The sequence below is a fragment of the Parasediminibacterium sp. HNIBRBA5674 genome (assembly GCF_056745525.1).
This window is the reverse complement of record NZ_JBQWIE010000017.1, coordinates 1-23,264: the sequence shown is the minus strand read 5'-3', so window position 1 is coordinate 23,264 and position 23,264 is coordinate 1. Positions and strand designations below refer to the sequence as shown.

General features: G+C 35.9%; 20 protein-coding genes. 14 read left to right on the top strand and 6 right to left on the bottom strand.

The genetic code is table 11. The features are described 5' to 3' along the window. Positions 1-84: 84 nt before the first annotated feature. The 6 genes from ACT9TX_RS09940 to ACT9TX_RS09915 all read left to right on the top strand — a co-directional run bounded on the left by ACT9TX_RS09940 (position 85) and on the right by ACT9TX_RS09915 (position 8,345). On the top strand, positions 85-711 hold the full coding sequence (locus ACT9TX_RS09940; protein ID WP_481338133.1) for a response regulator: 627 nt from the start codon (positions 85-87) through the stop codon (positions 709-711). 260 nt (positions 712-971) lie between these two features. Then, entirely contained in the window at positions 972-2,030 is a 1,059-nt protein-coding gene (locus ACT9TX_RS09935; protein WP_481338132.1) for a glycoside hydrolase family 5 protein, read from the top strand. Positions 2,031-2,871: 841 nt separating this feature from the next. Then, positions 2,872-3,927, top strand: coding sequence for a glycoside hydrolase family 5 protein (locus ACT9TX_RS09930; protein WP_481338131.1), 1,056 nt, complete (start codon positions 2,872-2,874; stop codon positions 3,925-3,927). 155 nt (positions 3,928-4,082) lie between these two features. Beyond that, positions 4,083-7,085 (top strand): sensor histidine kinase, encoded by a 3,003-nt coding sequence (locus tag ACT9TX_RS09925; protein WP_481338130.1) that lies wholly within the window; start codon positions 4,083-4,085, stop codon positions 7,083-7,085. Between the two features lie 14 nt (positions 7,086-7,099). Next, positions 7,100-7,729 carry a response regulator gene (locus tag ACT9TX_RS09920; RefSeq protein ID WP_481338129.1) on the top strand — a complete coding sequence of 210 codons (630 nt, stop codon included), beginning with the start codon at positions 7,100-7,102 and terminating at the stop codon, positions 7,727-7,729. 226 nt (positions 7,730-7,955) lie between these two features. After that, positions 7,956-8,345, top strand: coding sequence for a response regulator transcription factor (locus ACT9TX_RS09915; RefSeq protein ID WP_481338128.1), 390 nt, complete (start codon positions 7,956-7,958; stop codon positions 8,343-8,345). Here the strand turns inward: ACT9TX_RS09915 and ACT9TX_RS09910 are convergent, their stop codons facing one another. After that, entirely contained in the window at positions 8,346-9,578 is a 1,233-nt protein-coding gene (locus ACT9TX_RS09910) for a proline dehydrogenase family protein (protein ID WP_481338127.1), read from the bottom strand. A gap of 291 nt (positions 9,579-9,869) precedes the next feature. Between ACT9TX_RS09910 and rpsF the strand changes: the two genes are divergently transcribed. The 4 genes from rpsF (at position 9,870) to ACT9TX_RS09890 (ending at position 11,839) form a co-directional block, all read left to right on the top strand. Further along, positions 9,870-10,223, top strand: coding sequence for a 30S ribosomal protein S6 (rpsF, locus tag ACT9TX_RS09905; RefSeq protein WP_481338126.1), 354 nt, complete (start codon positions 9,870-9,872; stop codon positions 10,221-10,223). A 2-nt stretch (positions 10,224-10,225) separates the two neighbouring features. Continuing rightward, on the top strand, positions 10,226-10,489 hold the full coding sequence (rpsR, locus tag ACT9TX_RS09900) for a 30S ribosomal protein S18 (protein ID WP_481338125.1): 264 nt from the start codon (positions 10,226-10,228) through the stop codon (positions 10,487-10,489). Positions 10,490-10,574: 85 nt separating this feature from the next. After that, positions 10,575-11,021 carry a 50S ribosomal protein L9 gene (gene rplI / locus ACT9TX_RS09895; protein ID WP_379012268.1) on the top strand — a complete coding sequence of 149 codons (447 nt, stop codon included), beginning with the start codon at positions 10,575-10,577 and terminating at the stop codon, positions 11,019-11,021. Positions 11,022-11,389: 368 nt separating this feature from the next. Continuing rightward, positions 11,390-11,839, top strand: a complete 450-nt coding sequence (locus ACT9TX_RS09890) for an RNA recognition motif domain-containing protein (protein ID WP_481338124.1) — start codon at positions 11,390-11,392, stop codon at positions 11,837-11,839. 50 nt (positions 11,840-11,889) lie between these two features. Here ACT9TX_RS09890 and fmt read toward each other — a convergent pair whose 3' ends face one another. After that, positions 11,890-12,873, bottom strand: coding sequence for a methionyl-tRNA formyltransferase (fmt, locus tag ACT9TX_RS09885; RefSeq protein WP_481338123.1), 984 nt, complete (start codon positions 12,871-12,873; stop codon positions 11,890-11,892). A gap of 52 nt (positions 12,874-12,925) precedes the next feature. Next, positions 12,926-13,441, bottom strand: a complete 516-nt coding sequence (locus tag ACT9TX_RS09880; protein WP_481338122.1) for a DUF1572 family protein — start codon at positions 13,439-13,441, stop codon at positions 12,926-12,928. Between the two features lie 203 nt (positions 13,442-13,644). Between ACT9TX_RS09880 and ACT9TX_RS09875 the strand changes: the two genes are divergently transcribed. Then, positions 13,645-14,319, top strand: a complete 675-nt coding sequence (locus ACT9TX_RS09875) for a DUF4197 domain-containing protein (RefSeq protein ID WP_481338121.1) — start codon at positions 13,645-13,647, stop codon at positions 14,317-14,319. Between the two features lie 43 nt (positions 14,320-14,362). Here the strand turns inward: ACT9TX_RS09875 and ACT9TX_RS09870 are convergent, their stop codons facing one another. Then, a complete protein-coding gene (locus tag ACT9TX_RS09870; RefSeq protein WP_481338120.1) occupies positions 14,363-14,560 on the bottom strand; it encodes a KOW motif-containing protein in 198 nt (65 codons plus the stop codon). A 116-nt stretch (positions 14,561-14,676) separates the two neighbouring features. Between ACT9TX_RS09870 and mutS the strand changes: the two genes are divergently transcribed. Next, positions 14,677-17,370: a DNA mismatch repair protein MutS gene (gene mutS, locus ACT9TX_RS09865; protein WP_481338119.1), complete on the top strand. Its 2,694-nt coding sequence runs from the start codon at positions 14,677-14,679 to the stop codon at positions 17,368-17,370. A gap of 88 nt (positions 17,371-17,458) precedes the next feature. Here mutS and ACT9TX_RS09860 read toward each other — a convergent pair whose 3' ends face one another. Then, entirely contained in the window at positions 17,459-17,815 is a 357-nt protein-coding gene (locus ACT9TX_RS09860) for a helix-turn-helix domain-containing protein (protein WP_481338118.1), read from the bottom strand. Between the two features lie 482 nt (positions 17,816-18,297). Next, positions 18,298-20,805 carry a M14 family metallopeptidase gene (locus ACT9TX_RS09855; protein WP_481338117.1) on the bottom strand — a complete coding sequence of 836 codons (2,508 nt, stop codon included), beginning with the start codon at positions 20,803-20,805 and terminating at the stop codon, positions 18,298-18,300. 130 nt (positions 20,806-20,935) lie between these two features. Between ACT9TX_RS09855 and ggt the strand changes: the two genes are divergently transcribed. Further along, positions 20,936-22,699: a gamma-glutamyltransferase gene (gene ggt / locus ACT9TX_RS09850; RefSeq protein ID WP_481338116.1), complete on the top strand. Its 1,764-nt coding sequence runs from the start codon at positions 20,936-20,938 to the stop codon at positions 22,697-22,699. Positions 22,700-22,863: 164 nt separating this feature from the next. Further along, positions 22,864-23,190, top strand: a complete 327-nt coding sequence (locus tag ACT9TX_RS09845; protein WP_481338115.1) for a hypothetical protein — start codon at positions 22,864-22,866, stop codon at positions 23,188-23,190. The last annotated feature ends 74 nt before the right edge of the window (positions 23,191-23,264 follow it).

Sequence of the window (23,264 nt, the reverse complement as noted above, 5' to 3'; positions counted from 1 at the left end):
TATTTATTAATTTAAAAAAACACATTTGCTTGAGTTAAATTACCCTTTATCAATAAAAAATTACCCCGCTAAAAAATTGAGCCGATGAAAATATTATTAGCTGACGACCATGGCATGGTTCGTCAAGGAATAAAAATGCTGCTTAAAGAAACTTACCCTTCTGCCGAAATAATTGAGGCCAATAATGCCACTGCACTGCAAGAATTAATAGCAGATGAAACCTTAGATATTGTAATTACAGATTTACAAATGCCCGGCCCACTTGTAATTGATGTAATAAAAAAAGTAAGAGCAGATGGTAGTAAAGTACCAATTATTGTGCTTACCATGTCTGCTATACAACAAAGTGCAGTACGTGTTATTCGTGCTGGCGCAAACGCGTATATTACAAAAGATAATGCACCAGAGGAACTAATAAAAGCAGTACAATATGTGCTTACAAAGCGTAGATATATTACACCAGAAATGGCCGAGTTGCTTGCAGATGCCTATGTAGGTGGTAGCGATAAATTACCACACGAAAACTTCTCTGAAAGAGAATTTCAAGTGTTTCAATTATTTGCTAAAGGCAAACATATATCAGACATAAGTACAGAACTAGCGCTAAGCATTAATACAATAAGCACTTATAAAGCGAGAATTATGACTAAGCTTGATGTAAAAAGTAATTCGGATATTATTAAGTATGCTTACGCACATGGTCTAGTTTAATTACTAGTTTCTTCAAAAATAAAAAAGCCCCAAAATCTAACAAGGTAGATTTTGGGGCTTTTTTATGTACCAACTAAAGAGCTGTGTATAACTCAACAATTGTTTACTTTATTGTATTTCAAGTTGTTTAAACGGGGCTAAGCGCATTACTACACTACTACCTCAAATGCGTAAACAACTGCAATACGTATTACTAGCTATTGGGCTTTTGGGCTGATGCATCTTTGTGATGCCAATATCACTATCCAAAATTCCTAGTTATGAAAAACCTATTCATCATCGTTTTAAGCCTAAGCATTTGCTGGGTTAAAGCATTTCCTCAAACAAGCATTTTGCCTTTTGGCGTTTCATTGTGTGGTGCAGAATTTGGTACTGAAAGCCTACCAGGTTTATACAACAAAAATTACATCTACCCACAAAAATCAGAAATCAATTATTTTGCAGACAAAGGTGTTTCTTTAATGCAATTGCCTTTTAGATGGGAAAGAGTGCAACACCAATTATATGCACCATTAGATGTTCAAGAAATGGCTCGTATTAAAAAATTTCTTACAGATTGTGCTAACACAGGTGTAATGGTGGTTTTAAATATGCACAACTTTGCTAGATATAAAATTAACGGTCAAGAATACATTATTGGTTCTAATGAAGTGCCTTTAAAAGCCTTTAAAGATGTTTGGAAAAAACTAGCACAAGAATTAAAACCATTCAATAATATTTATGGTTTAGATATTATGAATGAACCTCACGATATGGGTACATATTCTTGGTTCAATATTGCTCAAGAAACCATCAACACAATAAGACAAGTAAATAAAGAAGTAGCTATAATGATTGAGGGCGAAAGTTATTCTAATGCAGTAAATTGGAATGTTTTCAACGATCGTTTGAAATACTTGCAAGACCCTTACGATAACATCGTTTACAATGCACATTGCTATTTTGATAATGACAATTCTGGTCGTTACGAACAAAGTTTTGACCAAGCAAATGTAAATGCTCATACTGGTGTTCAAAAAGTAAAACCATTTATTGATTGGTTAAAAGTAAATGGTAAAAGAGGTTTTGTGGGTGAGTTTGGTGTACCAAAAAATGATGGCCGTTGGTTACCAGTTTTAGATAATTTTTTAAAATACTTAACTGCAAATAATATTAGCGGTTCTTATTGGGCTGCTGGCCAATGGTGGAAAAGTTACCCATTGTCTTTACACCCAGTTGCTGGTAACGATCAACCACAAATGAGTGTGTACGCAAAATATTTACAAAATCCTGCTACTAATCCTGCACTTGCTATGAATAGAGTGGTAGCTACAAGATAATATGGTTTTTGGAAAGTGTAAAGGTCTAGGCTTAGTGCCTAGGCCTTTTGGCACAGATAGGAAAAAACGTGACAAGTTTTTTGTTTGTTAATAAAAAAACTTATTTTCGCTCAGAACATCCTATTCTATGAAGCCAATATTCAGCCCAAACGAATATCGCAGCGTCGCATTTTGTGCAACCTACACTAGGTTGTTGCGCTGGTTGCATGGCTTCAGCCCTCCTTTAATTTACGATTCAGATACTTACACTATACCATTGCGTTTTAGTGGCATCAATAGTTTGCAACAAACTTTTGGCAGCGGTAGTTTCACTATCGTACTGCCATTTTTTTGCGTTATACCATTATGTGCACATAGCATCTACTTTTTAAACGGTTGTATTTATTTTACAATAAGTATAGCCGTTTTTTATGTTTTACCACACAAAATCAATTCTATTAACACCCTATTAATATCTTTTACCAATACCAATGAAATGATACTTAAAATCCAATTGTTAAACCATTTAAAAAAAATACCATGATTACATAGATAAGAGACTACGCTAATGCTTTGTAAGGTGAACGCAAAGCTAGAAGAAGCCTAGTAACCAACAGTCTAAAATTATCGGCATGAAAGTAATAGATTTTAAAAATAAAACTAGTATAAATAATTGTAAATAAATAAAATAAAAATAAATAAATTATACTATTTTAAAGTCCTATTGAAAACCAACCTAAATAAAACCTAAACAAAAACCTAAACAAAAACCTAAACAAAAACCTAAACAAAAACCTAAACAAAAACCTAAACCAATATCTAACAACCAATATCCTGATAATAGCCTAAACTTAAAAAAACTATGAAATCCATTACTCTTTTTATCTTGTCATTATGCCTGTATATTTCAGCAACTTTCGCACAAACTTCAGTTTTACCATTTGGTGTAGCGCTTTGCGGTGCTGAATTTGGAACTGAAAATTTACCTGGTCAGTACAATAAAAACTATATATATCCAGAAAAATCAGAAATAGAATACTTTGCCGATAAAGGCGTAGCATTAATGCAACTACCATTTAGATGGGAAAGAATTCAGCACGAATTATATGGCCCATTAGATGTGGAAGAGCTAGGAAGAATGAAAAAGTTTTTACACGATTGCGATTCTACCGGTGTAGCGGTTATTTTAAACATGCACAATTTTGGCAGATATAAAATAAATGGCATAGAAAACATTATTGGCTCGCCAATGGTACCAGTAACTGCTTATAAAGATGTGTGGAGGAAACTAACAAGTGAATTAAATGGTTTTAGTAATATTTATGGCTTAGATATTATGAATGAACCGCACGATATGGGCTCTTTTTCATGGTTCGCATCAGCACAAGCAGCTATTGCAGCCATTAGAGATGTAAACGTAGAAGTGCCAATTATGGTGCAAGGCGAGAGCTATTCAAATGCTGTAAACTGGGCTAAATTCAACGATAATCTTAAAAACTTAAACGATCCATCTAATAGAATTGTGTACAATGCGCATTGCTACTTTGATAATGATAATTCTGGTCGCTATCAGTTTGGTTACGATGCATCGGGTGTAAATGCGCAAACAGGTGTTGAAAAAGTAAAACCTTTTATTGAATGGTTAAAAGACAACGGTAAAAGAGGTTTTGTGGGTGAGTTTGGGGTGCCTAAAAATGATACACGTTGGTTACCTATGCTAGATAATTTCTTAAAATATTTAACTGCAAATGACATCAGTGGTTCATATTGGGCAGCGGGTCAGTGGTGGAAAAGTTATCCATTATCGTTACACCCAATTGCAGGTAGCGATCAACCACAAATGGCGATATATGCTAAGTATTTACAAAATAGCAGCAACCCTGTAATTGCATTAAGCACTACTGTTGCTTCAAGGTAATATATTGATTACGAATGTATTAAACATAATTTAAAATGTTTTCACTTTATATCAAGTAATATTATTTATAAAATTTAAAATCACTAATCAATTAAGTTGTAACAATTGCCTTAATCAATATAAATGTTGGTATATTAGCTGTAACATAGTATAATATGCCCCTTAAAATTCCTACAAGAAAAACTAATGTTATAGAATTTGCCCTTGATGGTAGCCTAATAATTGGCCATATAACAATTGAATTTAAAAATGTATTGGGTTATACAAATACATTTATTATTAATAAAAGTATTGTTACTTTTATTGCACCGAGACATCAAAATTTATTTTTAGAGACTATTGAGTTACTCAACTCATCTACTAAAAAAAAGACAACAACTGTAGAACTTCAGTTTGTTACTACTTCAAAAAAAGAATATTGGTTTTCGCTTGATATTTACAAGCAATCTACTTCAACTGCCAATAACACCTTTCACATTTTTGCTACTGATATACACGCCTTTAAGCTTAGAGAAGAGCAGCTTCTTCTGCAATTGGCAGAAAAAAAGCACACTATAGAAGTTTTACAAAACACTTACCAAATTAATGAAGCCATTGTAAATAATTCTAACGCAATTATTATTACCGTTGATATTAATAACAAAATTTCTGGCATCAGTAAGTATACCGAAGTGCTTATTGGTTTTTCAATTGATGAAGTGAGAGGTAAAGATCCTTTAGAGGTGTTATTACCAAAAGTTTATTATCCAGAATATCACAAAAAAATAAAAGAACTACGTAAATCGGGAGAATTTCCTAATTCGTATGAGGAGCCATTACGAACAAAAAATGGTGAAGAAAGAGTAATAAGTTGGATGAATAATCCATTGATTTTAAATGGGAAAAACATTGGTAGAGTAAGTATTGGCAAAGATATTACCGACGAAAAAAATAAGGAGAAACAACTATTAGACAGAGAAAATAGGTTTAGACGCATTGCTGAGAATATTCCTTTGCCTGTATCAATATGCAATAAAGATAGCCAAACTGTTTTTTTGAATAAAAAATTTATTGAGATTATCGGTTATTCTATTGATGAAGTGCCTACTGTTGCATCTGCTTATAATTATATAAAATATACATCTGCTCAATTAGTTGAGGCAGGGCAAAAAGAGTGGGAAAACTTATTTGCAGGTTTTCGTAAAGGTAAAAATATTTCGTTTCCTGTTATGGAACGTATAATTATTTGTAAAGATGGTACTCAAAGGCATTTTGAAATTTCATTTTCTTTAGAAGATGAAATTTTATACGTTATATATAATGAAATTACTGCCAGAGTATTGTATAATACAAACTTAAAAAAGCAGAAAGATTTTTATGAAACAATATTAAACAGTATTCCTTCTGATATTGCTGTTTTTGATAGTGACCATCGGTATTTATTTGTAAATCCTGTGGCGGTAAAAGATCCAGAATTGCGTGAATGGCTTATTGGTAAAACAGATGAAGAATATTGTATTTTTAAGGATAAGCCATTGACTATAGCCGAACTTAGGCATAAGCGATTTAGTGATGTTAAAAACTCGAATGAGTTAAAGAGTTGGGAAGAAAAATTAATTAATCAAAATGGCAATGTTGAGTATTACTTGCGAACATTATTTCCCGTATTAAATGCAGACGGTAATATGCAGCTTGCAATAGGCTATGCAGTAAATATTACAGATTTAAAAGTAGCTCAAAAGCGTTTAATAGAAAGTGAGCAAAGATTTAAAAGAATTGCAGATAATACACCAATACCTATTTGCAATTTTGATATGAATATGAACATTACTTATATCAATCAGAGGTTTTTAGATATAAGTGGCTACACATTTGAAGATGTTACCAAGGCCGATGCTTGGCCACATTTTATTTATTATCCTGATGCTGAAAGTACCGAAATTGGTAGACAAGAATGGCTAATGGCTATTGAAAATAAATGGCGCAACCCAAAAGGAAAAACACCTGTTTTAGAGCGTACAATCATTTGTAAAAATGGTGAACATAAAATATTTGAAATTAGCTTTACGGTTAATAATAAGCTTGTTTATGCCATTTTAAATGAGGTGACAGAACGTAAAAAAGCAGAAGCATTATTATTTGAAAGCGAACAACGTTTTAAAGCTTTGGCCGAAAATATGCCAATTGCAATTGGAAGTCATCATATAGATGGTGAGGTAATGTTTTTAAATAAATTTTTTGTACAAACTATAGGTTACACTAATCAAGATATTCCCACCCTAAAAGAGTGGTACGCACATACGCAACCCAATTCAGAAATACGAGAAAAATTATACAATCATTGGCTAGAAACTGTTGCAGCTTACAGGCGTGGCGAACTACAGCACGTGCCAGATATTGAAACGTCTATTCTTTGCAAAAATGGATTGACAAAAACATTTAGCTTTTTATTTAGTATTTATAAAGATGTAGTTTATATAATGCTTGTAGATATTACAGAGCGAAAAAAAGCAGAGAAAGAGTTGCTTGAATCACATACTCAATTAAGAGAATTAGCGTCTCATTTGCAAAAAATACGAGAAGAAGAACGAAAGCACATAGCCAGAGAAATTCATGATGAGCTTGGGCAATTGGTAACGGGCTTAAAAATGGATATTAGTATTACCAAAAAGAAAGTAGAAAAACAAGCTCCTGAACTTGGCGATAAATTGGTGACAATTATGGAAGTAACAGATGAGATTATTCATACTGTAAGGCGAATTGCATCAGAACTAAGGCCAAGTATTTTAGATGATATAGGCTTAGATGCAGCATTAGAATGGCAGGCAAAAGAATTTGAAAAAAGAACCAATATTCAGTGCCAATTTTTAAATGAATCAAAGGATATTGAGGTTTCTATGGACGTAAAGTCTAATCTATTTAGAATCTTTCAAGAATCGTTAACCAATATTATTCGTCATGCAAATGCAACTGCTGTTAATGCCTCTTTAGTTTATATTAGTAACACTTTAACACTTACAATTGTAGATAATGGTGATGGGTTTAAAACTGATATAACAGGTAGAACTTTTGGTTTATTGGGCATGAAAGAACGAGTTATAATGATTAATGGTATTTTTGACCTACAGAGCGAAGCCGGTAAAGGAACAAAAATTGTTATAAAAGTACCGTTGCTATAAACTATAGATTGGTAATGAAAATATTAATAGGTGACGATCACCATGTGGTAAGGCGTGGATTGAAAATGATAATTGTAGATGCTTACCCCGATGTAATTATAGAAGAAGCAGCCGATGGTGCTACATTACTAAAAAAATTGCATCTTCAAAAGTGGGATATAATTATATGTGATATCTCAATGCCTGGCCGCAGCGGGCTAGAAATAATGCAGCTTATTAAAGAACAAGCACCCAAAATACCTGTACTTATATTAAGCATGCACCCTGCAGAACATTATGCAATTAGAGCCTTAAAAGCTGGTGCATATGGTTATATCACAAAGGAAAGTGCATCTGAAGAATTGATACTTGCAATTAAAACAATTACAAGCGGTCACAAGTTTATTACACAAGAAATAGCTAATTTGCTAGTAGATGCTAAGGAAGATGCTGTTTATGAGAATCAATTATATAAACAACTATCTAACAGAGAGTTTGATGTTATGAAAATGATTGCCGAAGGCTATAAAATTTCTGATATTGCTACAAAATTATCGCTAAGTGTAAATACTATTAGTACTTATAGAACCAGAATTTTACAAAAAATGAGTATAGATAATAATGCTGATTTAACAAAATATGCCTTAGATAAAGGGATTATTTAAGTACGGCTTTTTATAATTTGTGTAGTAAAACTACTACGTATAAATTGTAGTATTGGTTACAATATTCATAAGAGCCAAGTGCTTCCTTTGTAAAAGCCTAAAGCCCGTTTTATCGTCAATATCCTGCCAATTATCCGAATCTAATCGTTACCAAATTATTGTAAATACACCTCTAGGTGTATTTACGTTTTTTTTGTGATTTTCGAATTATTGTCAAATGCCCCCAATGCCCGTAAAAAAAATTAATATTCTTCTTGTTGACGATTCTATCACTATTCTTACAAGAATGAGAGAGATTTTGTCTGAAATACGGTGTGTGAATAACATCGATATTGCCACCAATGGCATTGAAGCATTAGAATTTTTGGCATCTCACCAACCTGAATTAATATTGCTAGACATTAATATGCCACACAAAAATGGCATTGAACTGCTAAGAGAGGTAAAGCAACTTTATCCAAAAGTAAAAGTAATGATGGTTACTAATCAATCTGTAGACTATTATAAACCAATATGCATGGAATTTGGTGCAGAATACTTTATAGATAAGTCTACCGAATTTGAATTAATTCCAGATATAATTGAATCAATATCAAAGAGCCTAACTACAAAATAATTAAGCGCTTTTACGTCTAGCTAATTCTTTCTTTATTAAACTTAATTCTCTGCCTGTTTGGCCACTTACACTACTGTTTTCCTGCGCTCTACGCATTAAATAAGGTATCACATCTCTTATTGGCCCAAAAGGCAAATATTTACTTACACTACAACCAGCCTTTGCCAAGTTAAATGTGATGTGATCACTCATGCCGTACAATTGCGAAAAGTGTACATGAGGATGATTTAATGATAACCCTTTTACTTCTAGTAGTTTAACTGCAAGCAAGTTGCTTTTTTCATTGTGCGAAGCAACAATAAAAGCTGTGTTATCAATATTGTCAATGCAGAATTTTATAGCAGTATTGTAATCATTGTCAGATGCTTCTTTTGATGGCTGAATAGGCGATGGGTAACCATAGTCACTAGAACGTTTACGTTCTTTTTCCATGTATGCACCACGCACCAATTTGACACCTAGTATAAAGTCTCTTTGCTTTGCTATTTTGTGCGATAGCTCTAAAAATTTCAATCTATCGTGTCTGTAAAGTTGTATGGTATTGTAAACGATGGCTTTCTCTTTATTAAATTCTTCCATCATTTCAATCGTCAATCTATCTACTGGGTCTTGAAACCAACTTTCTTCTGCATCTACCAAAACACCAATATTATTTTCGGCTGCTGTTTCGCAGATGCGATACATTCTATCGCATACTTTATCCCATTCAGCTTGTTCTTCTTCATGGTCATGAATGCCACTACGTAGCCTTGGTGCTTCGTTTAAGGTTTGTAGTAAACCATGCCTTGCAAAGCCGCTAACTTTTATGCTTATAAAAGGAATATTTTTTTGCGTAGCTGCATATTTTATCACTTTTATAAATTCTTCAGTAGCATGTTCAAAATTATCTTCACCTTCTTTACCTTCTACACCATAATCTAAAATTACCTCTACACCATATTTACTTAATGTACTAGCAACCTCAGCTGTTTCATGTAAAGTCTCGCCACCTACAAATTGCTTGAAAATGGTATTTTTTATGATGCCATTTATTGGCAAGCCCGTTTTCATTAAAAAAGGGGTAATTCTTGTGCCTATTGGTACAAACAATGGATAATCCATTGTACTAAATAAGAATTTTGATTGCTTTAACTCTTTATCGCTTTTATAAGCAAAGGCATTTTCTGTGTTATCAAAAGAAATCGTCGTCATACTAACATCTGTTCGTAAAGCAAATATCGGTGTAGCCGTCATAACAAAAAAGTGTTTAGTAAAAAGAGTTAATAATATTGTATTTTGCTGCGTCAATTATTGGTTTTTACAAAAGAATATCTCGTATTACTTTTAAATCACCAAAACATCTACAAGATGCCTCGAGGTTTTAGCTAATTCCATGCCATGTCTATTCTATTGAGAAAAAATATTTTTCAATTTCTTAAAACCCCTTACTTTCGCAGCCCCAAATATGTCTTGGCATATTCTTTCTGCGCATTTGCAGATTGTCCGATGGGATAAAACCATTTTAAGAACCAAAAAATTTAAGTAATGAACAATTACGAATTAATGGTGATTTTCACACCCGTTCTTTCAGAAGAAGATTTTAAAGCTTCTCAAAAAAGATACGCTGACCTAGTTACTGAAGCTGGCGGCGAGATTGTTAACAGCAATCCTTGGGGTTTAAAATCATTAGCTTACCCAATTCAGAAAAAAACTACAGGTATTTATTGGGTACTAGAGTTTACAGCTCAAAGCGATTTCAACGAAAAATTGAAAATCCAATTATTACGTGACGAACAAGTAATGCGTCACATGATTTCTAAACTTGACAAAAACGCCGTTGAGTACAATCATGTAAAAAGAAATGGCGGATTTAAAAACCTTGATAAAGTAACTGCATAATCATGGCAAAGAACGAAATAAAATACCTTACCGCTATTAAGCAAGAAAAGCCAAAAAAGAAATTTTGCCGCTTTAAAAAATACGGTATCAAATATGTAGACTACAAAGACGTAGAATTTTTAAAGAAATTCATTAACGAACAAGGTAAAATGTTACCACGTCGTTTAAGCGGTAACTCTTTAAAATACCAACGTAAAGTTGCTGATGCGATTAAAAAGTCACGTCAAATGGCTTTATTACCATTCGTAACAGATTTATTTAAATAAACAATTTTAGTAACCTTCCCTAATTTCAAAATAAGGTTGAAAGACAGCTTAAAAGCTGGGCTCTTGGGAACTAACAATACACACAATGCAAGTAATATTAATTCAAGACGTTGATAATTTAGGTGGCCGTAACGAACTAGTAACCGTAAAAAACGGTTATGCTCGTAACTTCTTAATTCCACAAAAATTTGCTATCGAAGCTAACCCTACCAATCTTAAAAAATTGGAAGAAACGCTTAAAGTAAAAGCGAAGAAAGAAGCAGCAATGCTAGCTGAATTGAAAAAAGTAATAGAAGTTTTAACCGCATCACCAGTAAAATTGGGTGCAAAAACTGGTACTACTGGTAAAATTTTCGGTAGCGTAACTTCATTACAAATTGCACGTGCAATTCGCGACCAAAAAGGTTACGAAATTGACCGCAAACGTATCTCAATTGCTGAGGAAGTGAAAGAATTAGGTACCTACAAAGCATCTATCGATTTCGGTAATGGTAACACTACAGAAGTTGAATTTGAAGTAGTTGCAGAATAATTTCAATTGCAATATTTAATTAAAGCCCGTAGCAATTATGTTACGGGCTTTTGTATTTCTATGAAACTTCGTTGTGTTCACTTGCCGACTTTTTTCGTCGGCATCCCGATGTTACACTTGAATCGGGACTTGTACGTCCAGTACATTTTTCGGCCCTTTGCATACGTAAAAAATCAAACAATTCGAAATTTTTTGACCATTTATTTTTGTTAACAGAAAAATAAATTTTGCTAAGTCAATTAATATGATACTTTTACTTCTCACAATGGTCAGTTTTACAATTCTCTCGAAAGATTTCTACGTAAATACTCAGGGTTTTTGGTTACTGTTTTCCCATTGATTTATTTACTTTTTTTAATTAAAAAAACATGAACATTTACGTTGGTAATCTTAACTGGGCAATGACTAGTGAAGAATTACAAGAGCTTTTCGCACCGTATGGTGAAGTAACAAGTGCTAAAATTGTTACTGACAAATTTAACAACAATCGTAGCAAAGGTTTTGGCTTCGTAGAAATGAGCGATGATGATGCAGCTCGTACTGCAATCAGTGCTTTACACGATAGCGAAATTTCTGGTCGTCAAATTGTTGTAAACGAATCTACACCTCGTCCAGAAGGCGAAAGAAGAGAAGGTGGATTTAAAAAACGCAGCTTTGGCGGCGGTGGTAACAGCGGTGGCGGTTACGGCGGCGGTGGAAGCCGTGGCGGTAGCGGCGGTGGATACGGCGGCGGCAGTCGTGGTGGTGGCTATGGCGGTGGAAACCGTGGTGGTGGCGACCGTGGCGGTAACAGCGGTGGTGGTTACAACAGATATTAATTCTATCTAACTACACATAAAAAATCCTACCCAGTTTTGGGTAGGATTTTTTATGCCCTATAACCTCGTAAAAATTCTTCTACCAATAATCGTTTTTTACCTTCAAGCTGCATATCAAGCACATATATAAAGCCATCTGCGCAGCTAAATTTTAAATAAGTTTTATTATCAGTTATTACAGAACCAATGGCTTCGCTATGAGACGCAATTTCTTTTTTACTTTTAAAAATCTTCAGTTTCTTATTGTTTAAAGTAGTAAAGGCAGCAGGGTAGGGCGATAAACCTCTAATTAGATTATGAATTTCTGCGGCAGATTTATGCCAGTCAATGACACAAGTTTCTGTAAATATTTTTGGTGCATGTTTTAGTGAATGGTCAATAGTGAATGGTGAATCTGATATACTGTTAGCATAGTTGTCTTCTTGAATCTTGTAACTTATTTCTTGCGGTACTTCCTTGATGCTTCCTTCTGCTAGGCCCTGCATCGTTTTAACCAAAGTTGCTGCACCTATCTCTTTCATGGCATCATGAATATCACCAACAGTCGCATCTTCAGGTATTGGCATGGTTTGCTGTAATAGAATATCACCAGTATCTATGGCATGCTGCAGCTTAAAAGTAGTAACGCCTGTTTCAGTTTCGCCATTAATAATAGCCCAGTTAATGGGTGCTGCACCACGATATTGCGGTAGCAATGAGCCATGCACATTGATGGTACCCATTGGTGGCATAGACCATACAATTTCAGGCAACATTCTAAATGCTACCACAACTTGTATATCTGCGTTTAAGGCCTTTAAATCAGCTAAAAACTCAGGATTCTTTAGCTTTTCTGGTTGAAGTGTGTACAAGCCTTTTTCAACTGCATATTTTTTTACAGCACTCTGTGTAAGCTGCATACCTCTACCGGCTGGTTTATCTGGCGCTGTAATTACACCTACAATATTGCAACCTGCCTGTACCAAAGCATCTAAAGAGGCAACTGCAAACTCAGGTGTACCCATAAAAACAATTCTCAAATCTTGCAATGTCATTGGGCAAATGTAAGATGCAGAATTGGCTAATGTCAAATCTCAAATTGGAAATCTATTTATGCCCCATGCTATCGTTAAAATCTTTGCTTTTGTTTTTGGCAATACTTAGTGTCGCAAATGATTCGTCTTTAATCATTTTGCCAATGGTTACTATTTGCCCCACATGATATGGGTAATGTGCTAGCTGACGTAAAATAGCATCATATACTTGTAAGGGCTCGCTGCGTATGGTAATGGTTTTCTCTAAATCGGCTTCTGTAAGGCTTTCTAGCGTTTTAATCAAGCAATCCCAGCCAGCATTCCAAAAAGATAAAACATCGGCCTTAGATAGCGTCATTGCTTCAAATTCGCCATCTCGTTTGCGCCACTCTTTCTCACCATCTTCTGTTAAAAAATTTGTCCAGCGGCTAAGCATATTACCATACAAATGCTGCACAATAATGGCAATACTGTTGCTATCTGGTGAAGGTTGAAACAATACATCTTCATCGTTTAGCTGTGCAAAGGTTTTGTCGCCTAATTCTTTGTAGTACCTAAAGCGTTTAATGGCATCTTTTAAAAAGTTCATACTCCATATTATTTAGTGAATAAAAGTGACGTAAAGTTGAAGTAAATTTTTTAGTTTATTTTTAGGGGGGGCTAAAACTATCTTTGAAAAAATTGATTAACGCCACAATTGGTTTTAAGGCACGCAATTTGCCTAATAGTCAGCCTAAACCATTTTACACCATGAAGAAAATTTTGTACACAGTGTAATTAGCATCTACTTGTTTGTTTAGTAGTTGCGATTCTATCAAAACCCTTGCTAGTAGTTTATTAACAGAAGTAGATGCTGGCAATGCTTTACGTGAAGCCTTATTACTTGGTGTGCAAAATGGTACTGCAACCTTGGGGCAAAAAGGCTCTTTTAGTAAAGATGTGCTGTTAGCAGCAGTTTTACCTGATAATTTGCAAGGCGTTGTAAAAACACTCGATCAATTGGGCTTAACATCGCAGCTTGATAAGTTTACCAATACCTTAGACAATGCAGCTACAGAAACTGTTAATAAATCTGCACCCATTTTTGTAAGTGGTATTAAGCAAATGTCTTTTACTGATGCCATTGATATTGTGAAAAATGGTGGTACTGCAGCAACTGATTATTTACGTAATAAAGTAGGCGATAGCTTGAGTAGAGCTGTAACGCCTGTAATGAAAACTGCTTTGGATAGCTATAAAATTACCCAAGAGTGGGATAAACTAGTAGGGCCTGCAAAATTATTGTTGGGTAACAAAGCCAAGCTAAACTTAAATCTAGACAATATTTTGGCAGTGCTAGTAACGAACCAAATGTTTAAGAAAATTGAAGAACAAGAAACAAACATTCGTACCAATGTTGCTGCGAGAACATCACCTACATTGCAACGTGTATTTGGTAAAGATTGGACGGCTACAACTGCTAAATAGTAACATTTAAAATACTTTTGAAAGCCTAGCAATGTTTGTATTGCTAGGCTCTTTTATTGTCAGTAATTACTGTTACATTTCTACCAAGTGTTTTAAAACGAACACCATTTTCTTGCACCACAGTAATGGTAATGTGGCCCGTCTTGCTGGTATTAATATCTCGTACAATGCCAGTTTTGCCCTTGTGTGTACCGCTTATTACTTGGCAGTTATCGCCATCTTTTAATGATGTATTATCCATAAAAACATTTAAAAGTAAATGAACCTGTTTTAAGCTAAGATAGCTACCTATTTTCACCCACATTATCTGAATAACAAAAGCCAAGCATTATTGATGAGGCACTTATATTTGTCGCTATGGCAAAGGCAAGTACAGAAACCCCATTAATGCAGCAACATAAGGCTATCAAACAGCGATATCCTGACGCTATTTTGCTGTTTCGTGTGGGCGATTTTTACGAAACTTTTGGTGATGATGCGGTAAAAGCGTCTACTGTTTTGGGCATCACATTAACCAAGCGTAACAATGGTGATGAAAATAGTAGTCAGTTGGCTGGTTTTCCGCACCATGCGCTAGATACGTACTTGCACAAATTGGTAAAAGCTGGTTACAGAGTAGCCATTTGCGACCAACTAGAAAATCCTAAAGAAGCCAAAGGCATTGTAAAACGTGGTGTAACAGAATTGGTAACACCTGGCATTGCCACTAACGATAAACTACTTGAACACAATACCAATAACTTTTTAGCAGCGCTACATTTTACAGAAGATGTATTAGGCGTTGCATTTTTAGATATTAGTACGGGGGAATTTTTTGTAGCCGAAGGCAATGCAGAATATATGGATAAATTACTGCAAAGTCTGAAACCTGCCGAGGTCATTTTTCAGCGTAGCTACCAAAAACAGTTTAAAGAACTGTTTGGTACTAAGTTTTACACGTACACAATGGAAAGCTGGTTGTTTGAAGAAGCCTTTGCCACCGAAAGCTTGCTCAAGCATTTTCAAACCCATTCTTTAAAAGGTTATGGTGTAGAAAATATGCACAGTGGCATAGTGGCTGCTGGTGCGGTTTTATACTATCTAAAAGAAACAGAACATCCCAATCTGCAACATATAACCGCTATACAGCGGATGGAAAAGGAAGATTATTTGTGGATGGATAAGTTTACCATTCGCAACCTTGAATTGTTATCTACTGGTGCTAATGAAGGTAATAGTCTGCTAAAAACCATTGACAATACCGTAAGTCCAATGGGCGCTAGAATGCTGAAACGCTGGACGGTTTTACCTTTAAAAGATATTGGTAAAATTAATGAGCGATTAGATGCTGTGGCGTACTTTATTCTGCAAGCAGATTTGCGTAAGCAACAAGCCGTAGCCATTAAAACTTGTGGTGATGTAGAACGTTTGGTGAGTAAACTGCCTTTAAAGAAAATTAATCCAAGAGAGGTATTGCAATTGGCAAAAGGCTTGCAGCAAGTAGATATTATTAAACAGCAATTGAGCCAAAGCAATAACGATTATTTGAAGCGATTGGCCGATGCATTGAATCCTTGCCATTTTATTGTAGAGAAAATTATCAACGAAATAAATGAAGCACCACCTATTGCTGTAAATAAAGGCAGTGTGATTAAAACTGGCGTAAATGCAGAACTAGATGAGTTGCGTAACATTGCTTCTGGTGGTAAAGAATATTTAATTGGTATTCAGCAAAGAGAAGCTGAGGCAACGGGTATTTCATCGCTGAAAATTGGGTTTAATAATGTGTTTGGCTATTACCTAGAAGTTACCAATTTACACAAAAGTAAAGTGCCTGCTGATTGGTTTCGCAAACAAACCTTGGCCAATGCAGAGCGCTACATTACACCTGAATTAAAAGAATACGAAGAGAAAATTACTGGTGCTGAGGATAAAATCTTAACCATTGAATTAGCGCTGTATGATAAGCTATTATTGGCTTTGCAAGATTATATAGCGCCGATACAAGTGAATGGTAATTTGCTGGCTATTGTAGATTGTTTGCTGTGCTTTGCAGAAAATGCATTGCAGTATAACTACAAAAAGCCCCAACTGCATGATGGCTTAGAATTACATTTAGAAGAAAGTCGCCACCCTGTTATTGAGCGTAACCTACAAGCTGGCGAAACCTATATTGCCAATGATATTTACCTGCATCCTGATGAGCAACAAATTATCATTCTCACGGGGCCAAATATGAGTGGTAAAAGTGCCATTTTACGCCAAACTGCTTTAATTACTTTAATGGCACACATGGGCAGTTTTGTGCCCGCTGATGTGGCTAAAATACCGTTGACCGATAAGATTTTTACCCGTGTAGGGGCTAGCGATAACTTAAGTGGCGGCGAAAGTACTTTTATGGTTGAGATGAACGAAACGGCTAGTATTATCAATAATATTTCGCAGCGTAGTTTGATATTACTCGATGAAATTGGCCGTGGTACGTCTACATATGATGGTATTTCTATTGCATGGAGCATTGTAGAATTTTTGCAAAGCTCGCCCGCTGCACCTAAAACCTTGTTTGCTACACACTACCATGAATTGAACGAACTTGAAGAGAAACTGCCAACGGTAAAAAACTACCACGTTACCAATAAAGAAGTGGGTAATAAAATCATCTTCTTACGTAAGCTAGCGCCTGGCGGTAGCACGCACAGTTTTGGTATTCATGTGGCAAAAATGGCTGGTATGCCACCTAAATTAATTTCCCGTGCCAATGATATTTTAAAGCAATTAGAAGATAGTCGTGATTCGGTAAATAGTGAACAGTCGATAGACGACAGACCACAGACCACAGCAAAGCTTTCTACAGTCGACCGTCGACCGTCGACTGTGGACCGAATGAACAAACACTTGTCATCTTCTTTGCGCAGCCTTGAAGCACCACAAATGCAACTCTCTATTTTTGATGCACATTCTGAAACCTTTAGCGATATACGCAATGCTTTAAACGCTATTGACATTAACCGCTTAACACCTGTAGAAGCCTTGCTGAAATTACAGACTATTAAAGAGATGGTGAAGGCATAGCATGTCTCGCAGATAACGCAGATTCTCGCAGATGCTACTTTATTTGTAATTAAGTGCTTGAAGTTTCGCCCACACTTAAAGGCCTGGGTTACCCCTCTTTCTTTGTTAAACTATCAATAAACGCTTGTACTTCTAAAATTTTATCGGGTGCCATTGTTTTTAATTGGCTGGAAATTGAAGCTTGCTTCGCAATTGGTTTTAGTGTGGTAAGTGGATGTGCCTCTGGTAAGGGGTTTGTTTCGGTAGCGTGCCAACTCATTAAATCGTTGGGTGTGCAATATAAAATGGTACAGAGTTTTTGCAGTACTGACATGCTTACACTTTCTTGACGGTTATTTACCAATCTAAAAGCCGCCGAATGCGAGAAGCCGTTTTGTACTAAAAAGCGTTTGGGATTATCAATGCCTTTGTTGTTGCATACTTTCAATACATCTAGTTGTAGCATAATTTTTTTTAGCTAAAATAATTGGTTTTCTAGAATTTTCAAATAGGTGATTGACTACCCAAGATATTTTTTTCTTTCCCGATGAATGTCTTCTTACTGCCCAAGATATTTTTTTCATTCCAGATGAAGATCGGCTTACTGTCAGAGATACTTTTCTCTTTGCTGCTGAATGTCTGCTAACTGCCAGAGATAATTTTTTCTTTCTCGCTGAATGCCTGCTTACTGTCAGAGATAGTTTTTTATTTCTCGCTGAATGCCTGCTTACTGCCTAAGTGCGTTTTTTTATTGCCTGTAATACAGATATCTCAAAAATCTTTCTAGGTTTTAATGCTAAATAAATGTTTTATAGATGCAGTGTGCATATGCAGCCGATTAATGTGCAGAACGCTGGTTACATAAATACAAAAGCGGTCGGCAAAGCCGACCGCAATATTCATTGTAAACCCATAAAGTATTTTGTGACCTTATAGGTTGAGGAATTTTTACTGCCCTACCACAAACACAGCATTGCAAAACAACAGCTTACCATTTTCCCAGAATAATCGGAAAATTGGGTCATCGCTTAGGTACACAACACTACCGTTGCCTAGGTTTTGCACACCGAATAACGTACCATCTTTTAGTTTGGCTTTTACTTTTACGCCACCAAAACCAGTAACATAGGCTTCCTTTTTAATGGTACCAACGTTCCAGCCATCTTTTAAAAACTGATAAATATTATCGTCTTGTTTTAAGATGTAGTAATAGTTAGGGTAGCCATAAGCTAGTGGATGCGTATTGTCTAAATCGATTTTGTAAATAGCACCAGGTATTTGGTCTGATATACGTGAACGGTCATTGTCAGCATATTTTTTAATGGCTGCATATTCATCTTTTTTGTCTTTATCGTCAGCCTTATCTTCTTTTGGTTTTAAGCCCCAATCGCCATTAGCAAATTGCATAACCGCATTGTCTAAGGCTACAATTTTACCTCCGCTGCGTACAAATTCTTTTAGTTTATCGCTAATGGCTTTGTCGTTTAAGTTGCGGTAAAAGCCATCCGGTACAATCAATACCGTGTAATCTTTCAGGCTTATTCTAGCAAGGTCAGCCGCATTAAACAAGGTAATAGGATAATCAAGTGTTTGGTCAAAGAAATTCCAAACTTCACCAGCAGCTGTAGAAGAGGTTTGTTCGCCACTAAGCATCGCTACTTTAGGCGCATTAATGAAGCTAATATCAGGGCTACCAAAGTCAGCACCTTTATCCATAAAGCCAGTTTCTACAACACTTACAGCCACAGATGAGCCTTTAACAGCGTCACTAACTTTTAGGTTTACATCAGCAGGATTGCCTTTGCTTAAAATAATTAAAGTGCCACGGTCGTAGCTTTCTTTATTGTAGGTAAATGGTAAGTTGGCCATACGCACTTTAATGCCTTGCTTAAGCAAACTAGCCATTACTTTAGCACTAGCCAATGAGGTGTATTTAATTAAGTAACCGTACTTGTTAGCTGGTAAAATAGCTGGTGTAATACCTTCAACAGGTTTAGCAGTAACCGCTAAATTTTCTTTTACAGCATAAGCATCTAAGCCATACGCATAAGGCACGGCCCAAGCTGTAATATCGTAGGTGTTTGAGTCAGATAAATTGCCTTTTGGCTCAAGTAAAACCGTTGCTAATACTGATTTTGGCTGCTGCATACTCACAGCAATATGGTATTTCTTTAAGCTGGCATCACCTTCTTTTAAAGTATTGTAGTTAAAGCCTTTAAAAGTAGTATTGCTCAATACACCATATTCAATACCATTGGCTTTAAATAGTTTTTCAGCAGCGGCTAGTTTGTCTGCATTATCACTTGTAAGTACATAGGTTTTGTACGTGAAGTTTTTCGCACTACGAGCATCGTCGAAAAAGCGTTTGTATTCGTCTATAAGCTTTTGAGCGTTTTTACTAGCTATTTCTATGGTAGATAAACCTGTGGTGAAATGGTGCGTCGCTCTGTCAAGCAATGTTAATGTATCGCCATCTGCTTTTAATACACCAAGACCACCACGTGGGCCACCACCTTGTTCGTAGGTCATACCAATAGAACCATTGTAAATAGGGTAGGTATCACCATAAGACGGGTAAAACAAATCGAAGCGTTCTTTGGTGAAAAACAACCAACCATTTGCATCAAAATATTTAGCATGGTTTCTACCAATCATCTCTTGAAACTCACGTTGCCAAGGGGTAATTTGTTCGTGAAAAGGTTCTGCTGCTGGCGCAAAATAGTAAGGCTCGTTAATGCCTTGCTCGTGATAATCAACATGAATTTGTGGTAACCATTGGTTGTATTTTACCAAGCGTTGTTGGGTTTCTACTTGTGTTTGCCAAGCCCAATCTCTGTTAAGGTCAAAATTGTAATGGTTGCTTCTGCCACCAGGCCAAGGTTCTGCATGTTCTCTAGCTTGTGGATTAGCATTATAGTTTTTACCCACCATGCTATTAAACCAGTTTACATAGCGGTCACGACCATCTGGGTTAATACAAGGATCCATAATGATGACGGTATTTTTCAACCATTCTTTGGTTTGTGTATTGGTAGGGTCTACCAAGGCATACAAAGTCATCATGGCTGCTTCAGATGAAGAGGTTTCGTTGCCATGCACATTGTAACTCAACCATACAATAGCAGGTGCATCTTTTACCGTAGGTGCAGCCTTATCTTTTGCAGCGCCAGCAATGCGTAAATTATTTAAGCGAATAGTTTCTAAGTTTTTTAAATTTTCTGGTGTGGCTATGTAGGCAATCATCAGTTCTCTGCCTTCGTTGGTTTCGCCATATTTCTCAGTTTTTACCATGCTTGGCAAAGCTGCAGCTACGCTTTTAAAATACTCAACTACTTTGTGGTGACGGGTGTAACGTGTACCTACTTTATAGCCAAGAAATTGATCGGGGCTTTGTAGGTTTTGTGCAAATGAAGTGATAGATGTAAGCAACATCAATCCTAAGAATAGTTTTCTCATAAACATGTTTGTGTGAGAGGTGAATATATAACAAGTAAAAAACAGTCCAAAGTAAATGGTAGTTTTTTATTTGAAAGGACGTTTCTCTATTTGGTTGCACTTGTTTCAGCAAAACATTTATCTTTCGCTTATGAAAAAAATTGTCTCACTCTTAATCATTTGCATTTGCCAACTTTCGCTATTTGCGCAGCCAAAAAAAACAAAACAAGACCTGACAGGTTTTAAAAACCTGTCAGGTCTACAAATAATTGGTGCAGGTAAAATGGTAGACCCATATCATTACAGTATCGTAAAATCAGAATCGTTTAATAAAGCCTCAGTAAGTTGTGCGCATCCATTGGCAAGTATGGTAGGTGCAGCCATTATGAAACAAGGTGGTAATGCCTTTGATGCTGTTATTGCTACGCAATTAGCCTTGGCTGTTGTGTATCCTGGTGCTGGTAATATTGGTGGTGGTGGTTTTTTGGTAGGTCACACACCGGCTGGTAAAAATATTACCATAGATTATAGAGAAACCGCACCAAGCAAAGGTTCTAGAGATATGTACTTAGATAGAGCAGGTAAAGTGATTCCAAACTTATCTTTACTTGGTCACTTGGCTAATGGCGTGCCAGGTACCATTGCAGGTTTATTTGCAACCTTGCCTTATGCCAAATTACCCATGAAAGCATTGATACAGCCAGCTATTGATATTGCAGAGTTTGGTTTTGTAATTACAGAAAGAGAGGCCGCAGGCTTAAATGCGACAAGAGAATCGTTTATTAAAAATTCTACCATGCCTACCGCATTTGTAAAAGAAGGTAAATGGAAAGCTGGCGATACATTGGTACAAAAAGAACTAGCCGAAACTTTAAAGCGTGTAAGAGATTTGGGTCAAAAAGGTTTTTACGAAGGCAAAACGGCTGACTTGATTGTAGCAGAAATGCAAAGAGGTAAGGGCATCATTAGTAAAGAAGACTTGAAAAATTATAAAGCTAAAGCACGTACAGCGTTAACTTTTAACTACAAAGATTATAGCATTATTGGTATGCCACCACCAAGTAGCGGCGGTATTATTGTATTGCAAATGATGAAAATGATTGCGCAAAAACCGATTGCTAGTTATGGGTTTCAGTCAACAAAAGCGGTGCAGTTAATGGTAGAAGTAGAACGCAGAGCTTATGCAGATAGGGCAGCAAATTTAGGTGACCCTGATTTTTGGAAAGTGCCGTTGAAAACATTGGCAGATAATACTTACATAAAAAACAGAATGGCTGACTATGATAGTACCAAAGCAACACCAAGCACTACTATTAAAGCTGGCATCATTCACGAAAGTGATGAAACCACGCACATCAGTGTAATGGATGCAGCAGGTAATATGGTGAGTGTGACCACTACTTTAAATGGTGGTTATGGTAGCAGAACGGTAGTAGGTGGTGCTGGCTTTTTAATGAACAATGAAATGGATGATTTTAGCGTAAAACCAGGTGTACCCAATATGTATGGTGCTGTTGGTGGCGAAGCAAATGCTATTCAACCAAATAAGCGCATGTTAAGTAGTATGACACCAACATTGGTATTGAGAAAAGGCAAGCCATACATTGTTTGTGGTACGCCTGGCGGTACAACCATACCTACCTCTGTTTTTCAAACATTGGTAAACTTACTTGAGTTTAATATGAGTGCAGAAGATGCTGTGAATAAACCCAAGTTTCACCACCAATGGCTGCCAGATGAAGTAGCTGTAGAACCTAGTTTTCCTGCAAAAACAATTGCAGAACTGCAAGCAATGGGCTATAAAATATCACCACGAACAGCTATAGGAAGAACAGAAGTTATTCGCATATTGCCTAATGGTAAATTAGAAACAGCCGCAGATAAAAGAGGCGACGATAGTGTAGCAGGCTTTTAGCATTTGTGATAGTGCTTTAGAAGTAGATGTGATGAGGTGTAGATGTGGTTTGTCGTTTTTATTGCTCCTATGTTTACCATTTAAAAATTCTTTTACGTCTGCTTTTAACATTTAGCAATACGTGGCACGATTTGTTCTAAGTAATAATTAATAAAATAATTATTATGAAAAAGAAAGTCTACATGTCACTAATGCTAATGGTATTACTGGCAACAAGCGTAACTTCAAATGCTACCAACCTTGCACCAAATGCAGTAATTACAAGTGCTACGGCCGATAATGAAGCTGTAAAACAAGCCAATCTTGTACGTATAAAAGCTAGGGTAGAGGAAATAAAAGACATGGATAAATCGACACTAACTAGTGCTGATAGAAAAGCCTTGAGAAAAGAATTAAGAGTTTTAGGTAAAGAAGCTAGAAATAATGGTGGTATTTATTTATCAGTAGGCGCTATCATCATCATTATTTTACTGTTGATTTTAATTCTATAATTAACTCAAGTTGCTAGTTAATTTTCTTTAGCTGTAAAGCAAACAGGAATAATGCTATTTTCAGGGGGAAGCCT

Bases quoted from the DNA above. Each gene is read 5' to 3' on its own strand.
- ACT9TX_RS09940 (WP_481338133.1), top strand. From the start codon at position 85: ATGAAAATATTATTAGCTGACGACCATGGCATGGTTCGTCAAGGAATA.
- ACT9TX_RS09935 (WP_481338132.1), top strand. From the start codon at position 972: ATGAAAAACCTATTCATCATCGTTTTAAGCCTAAGCATTTGCTGGGTT.
- ACT9TX_RS09930 (WP_481338131.1), top strand. From the start codon at position 2,872: ATGAAATCCATTACTCTTTTTATCTTGTCATTATGCCTGTATATTTCA.
- ACT9TX_RS09925 (WP_481338130.1), top strand. From the start codon at position 4,083: ATGCCCCTTAAAATTCCTACAAGAAAAACTAATGTTATAGAATTTGCC.
- ACT9TX_RS09920 (WP_481338129.1), top strand. From the start codon at position 7,100: ATGAAAATATTAATAGGTGACGATCACCATGTGGTAAGGCGTGGATTG.
- ACT9TX_RS09915 (WP_481338128.1), top strand. From the start codon at position 7,956: ATGCCCGTAAAAAAAATTAATATTCTTCTTGTTGACGATTCTATCACT.
- ACT9TX_RS09910 (WP_481338127.1), bottom strand. From the start codon at position 9,578: ATGACGGCTACACCGATATTTGCTTTACGAACAGATGTTAGTATGACG.
- rpsF (WP_481338126.1), top strand. From the start codon at position 9,870: ATGAACAATTACGAATTAATGGTGATTTTCACACCCGTTCTTTCAGAA.
- rpsR (WP_481338125.1), top strand. From the start codon at position 10,226: ATGGCAAAGAACGAAATAAAATACCTTACCGCTATTAAGCAAGAAAAG.
- rplI (WP_379012268.1), top strand. From the start codon at position 10,575: ATGCAAGTAATATTAATTCAAGACGTTGATAATTTAGGTGGCCGTAAC.
- ACT9TX_RS09890 (WP_481338124.1), top strand. From the start codon at position 11,390: ATGAACATTTACGTTGGTAATCTTAACTGGGCAATGACTAGTGAAGAA.
- fmt (WP_481338123.1), bottom strand. From the start codon at position 12,873: ATGACATTGCAAGATTTGAGAATTGTTTTTATGGGTACACCTGAGTTT.
- ACT9TX_RS09880 (WP_481338122.1), bottom strand. From the start codon at position 13,441: ATGAACTTTTTAAAAGATGCCATTAAACGCTTTAGGTACTACAAAGAA.
- ACT9TX_RS09870 (WP_481338120.1), bottom strand. From the start codon at position 14,560: ATGGATAATACATCATTAAAAGATGGCGATAACTGCCAAGTAATAAGC.
- mutS (WP_481338119.1), top strand. From the start codon at position 14,677: ATGGCAAAGGCAAGTACAGAAACCCCATTAATGCAGCAACATAAGGCT.
- ACT9TX_RS09860 (WP_481338118.1), bottom strand. From the start codon at position 17,815: ATGCTACAACTAGATGTATTGAAAGTATGCAACAACAAAGGCATTGAT.
- ACT9TX_RS09855 (WP_481338117.1), bottom strand. From the start codon at position 20,805: ATGAGAAAACTATTCTTAGGATTGATGTTGCTTACATCTATCACTTCA.
- ggt (WP_481338116.1), top strand. From the start codon at position 20,936: ATGAAAAAAATTGTCTCACTCTTAATCATTTGCATTTGCCAACTTTCG.
- ACT9TX_RS09845 (WP_481338115.1), top strand. From the start codon at position 22,864: ATGAAAAAGAAAGTCTACATGTCACTAATGCTAATGGTATTACTGGCA.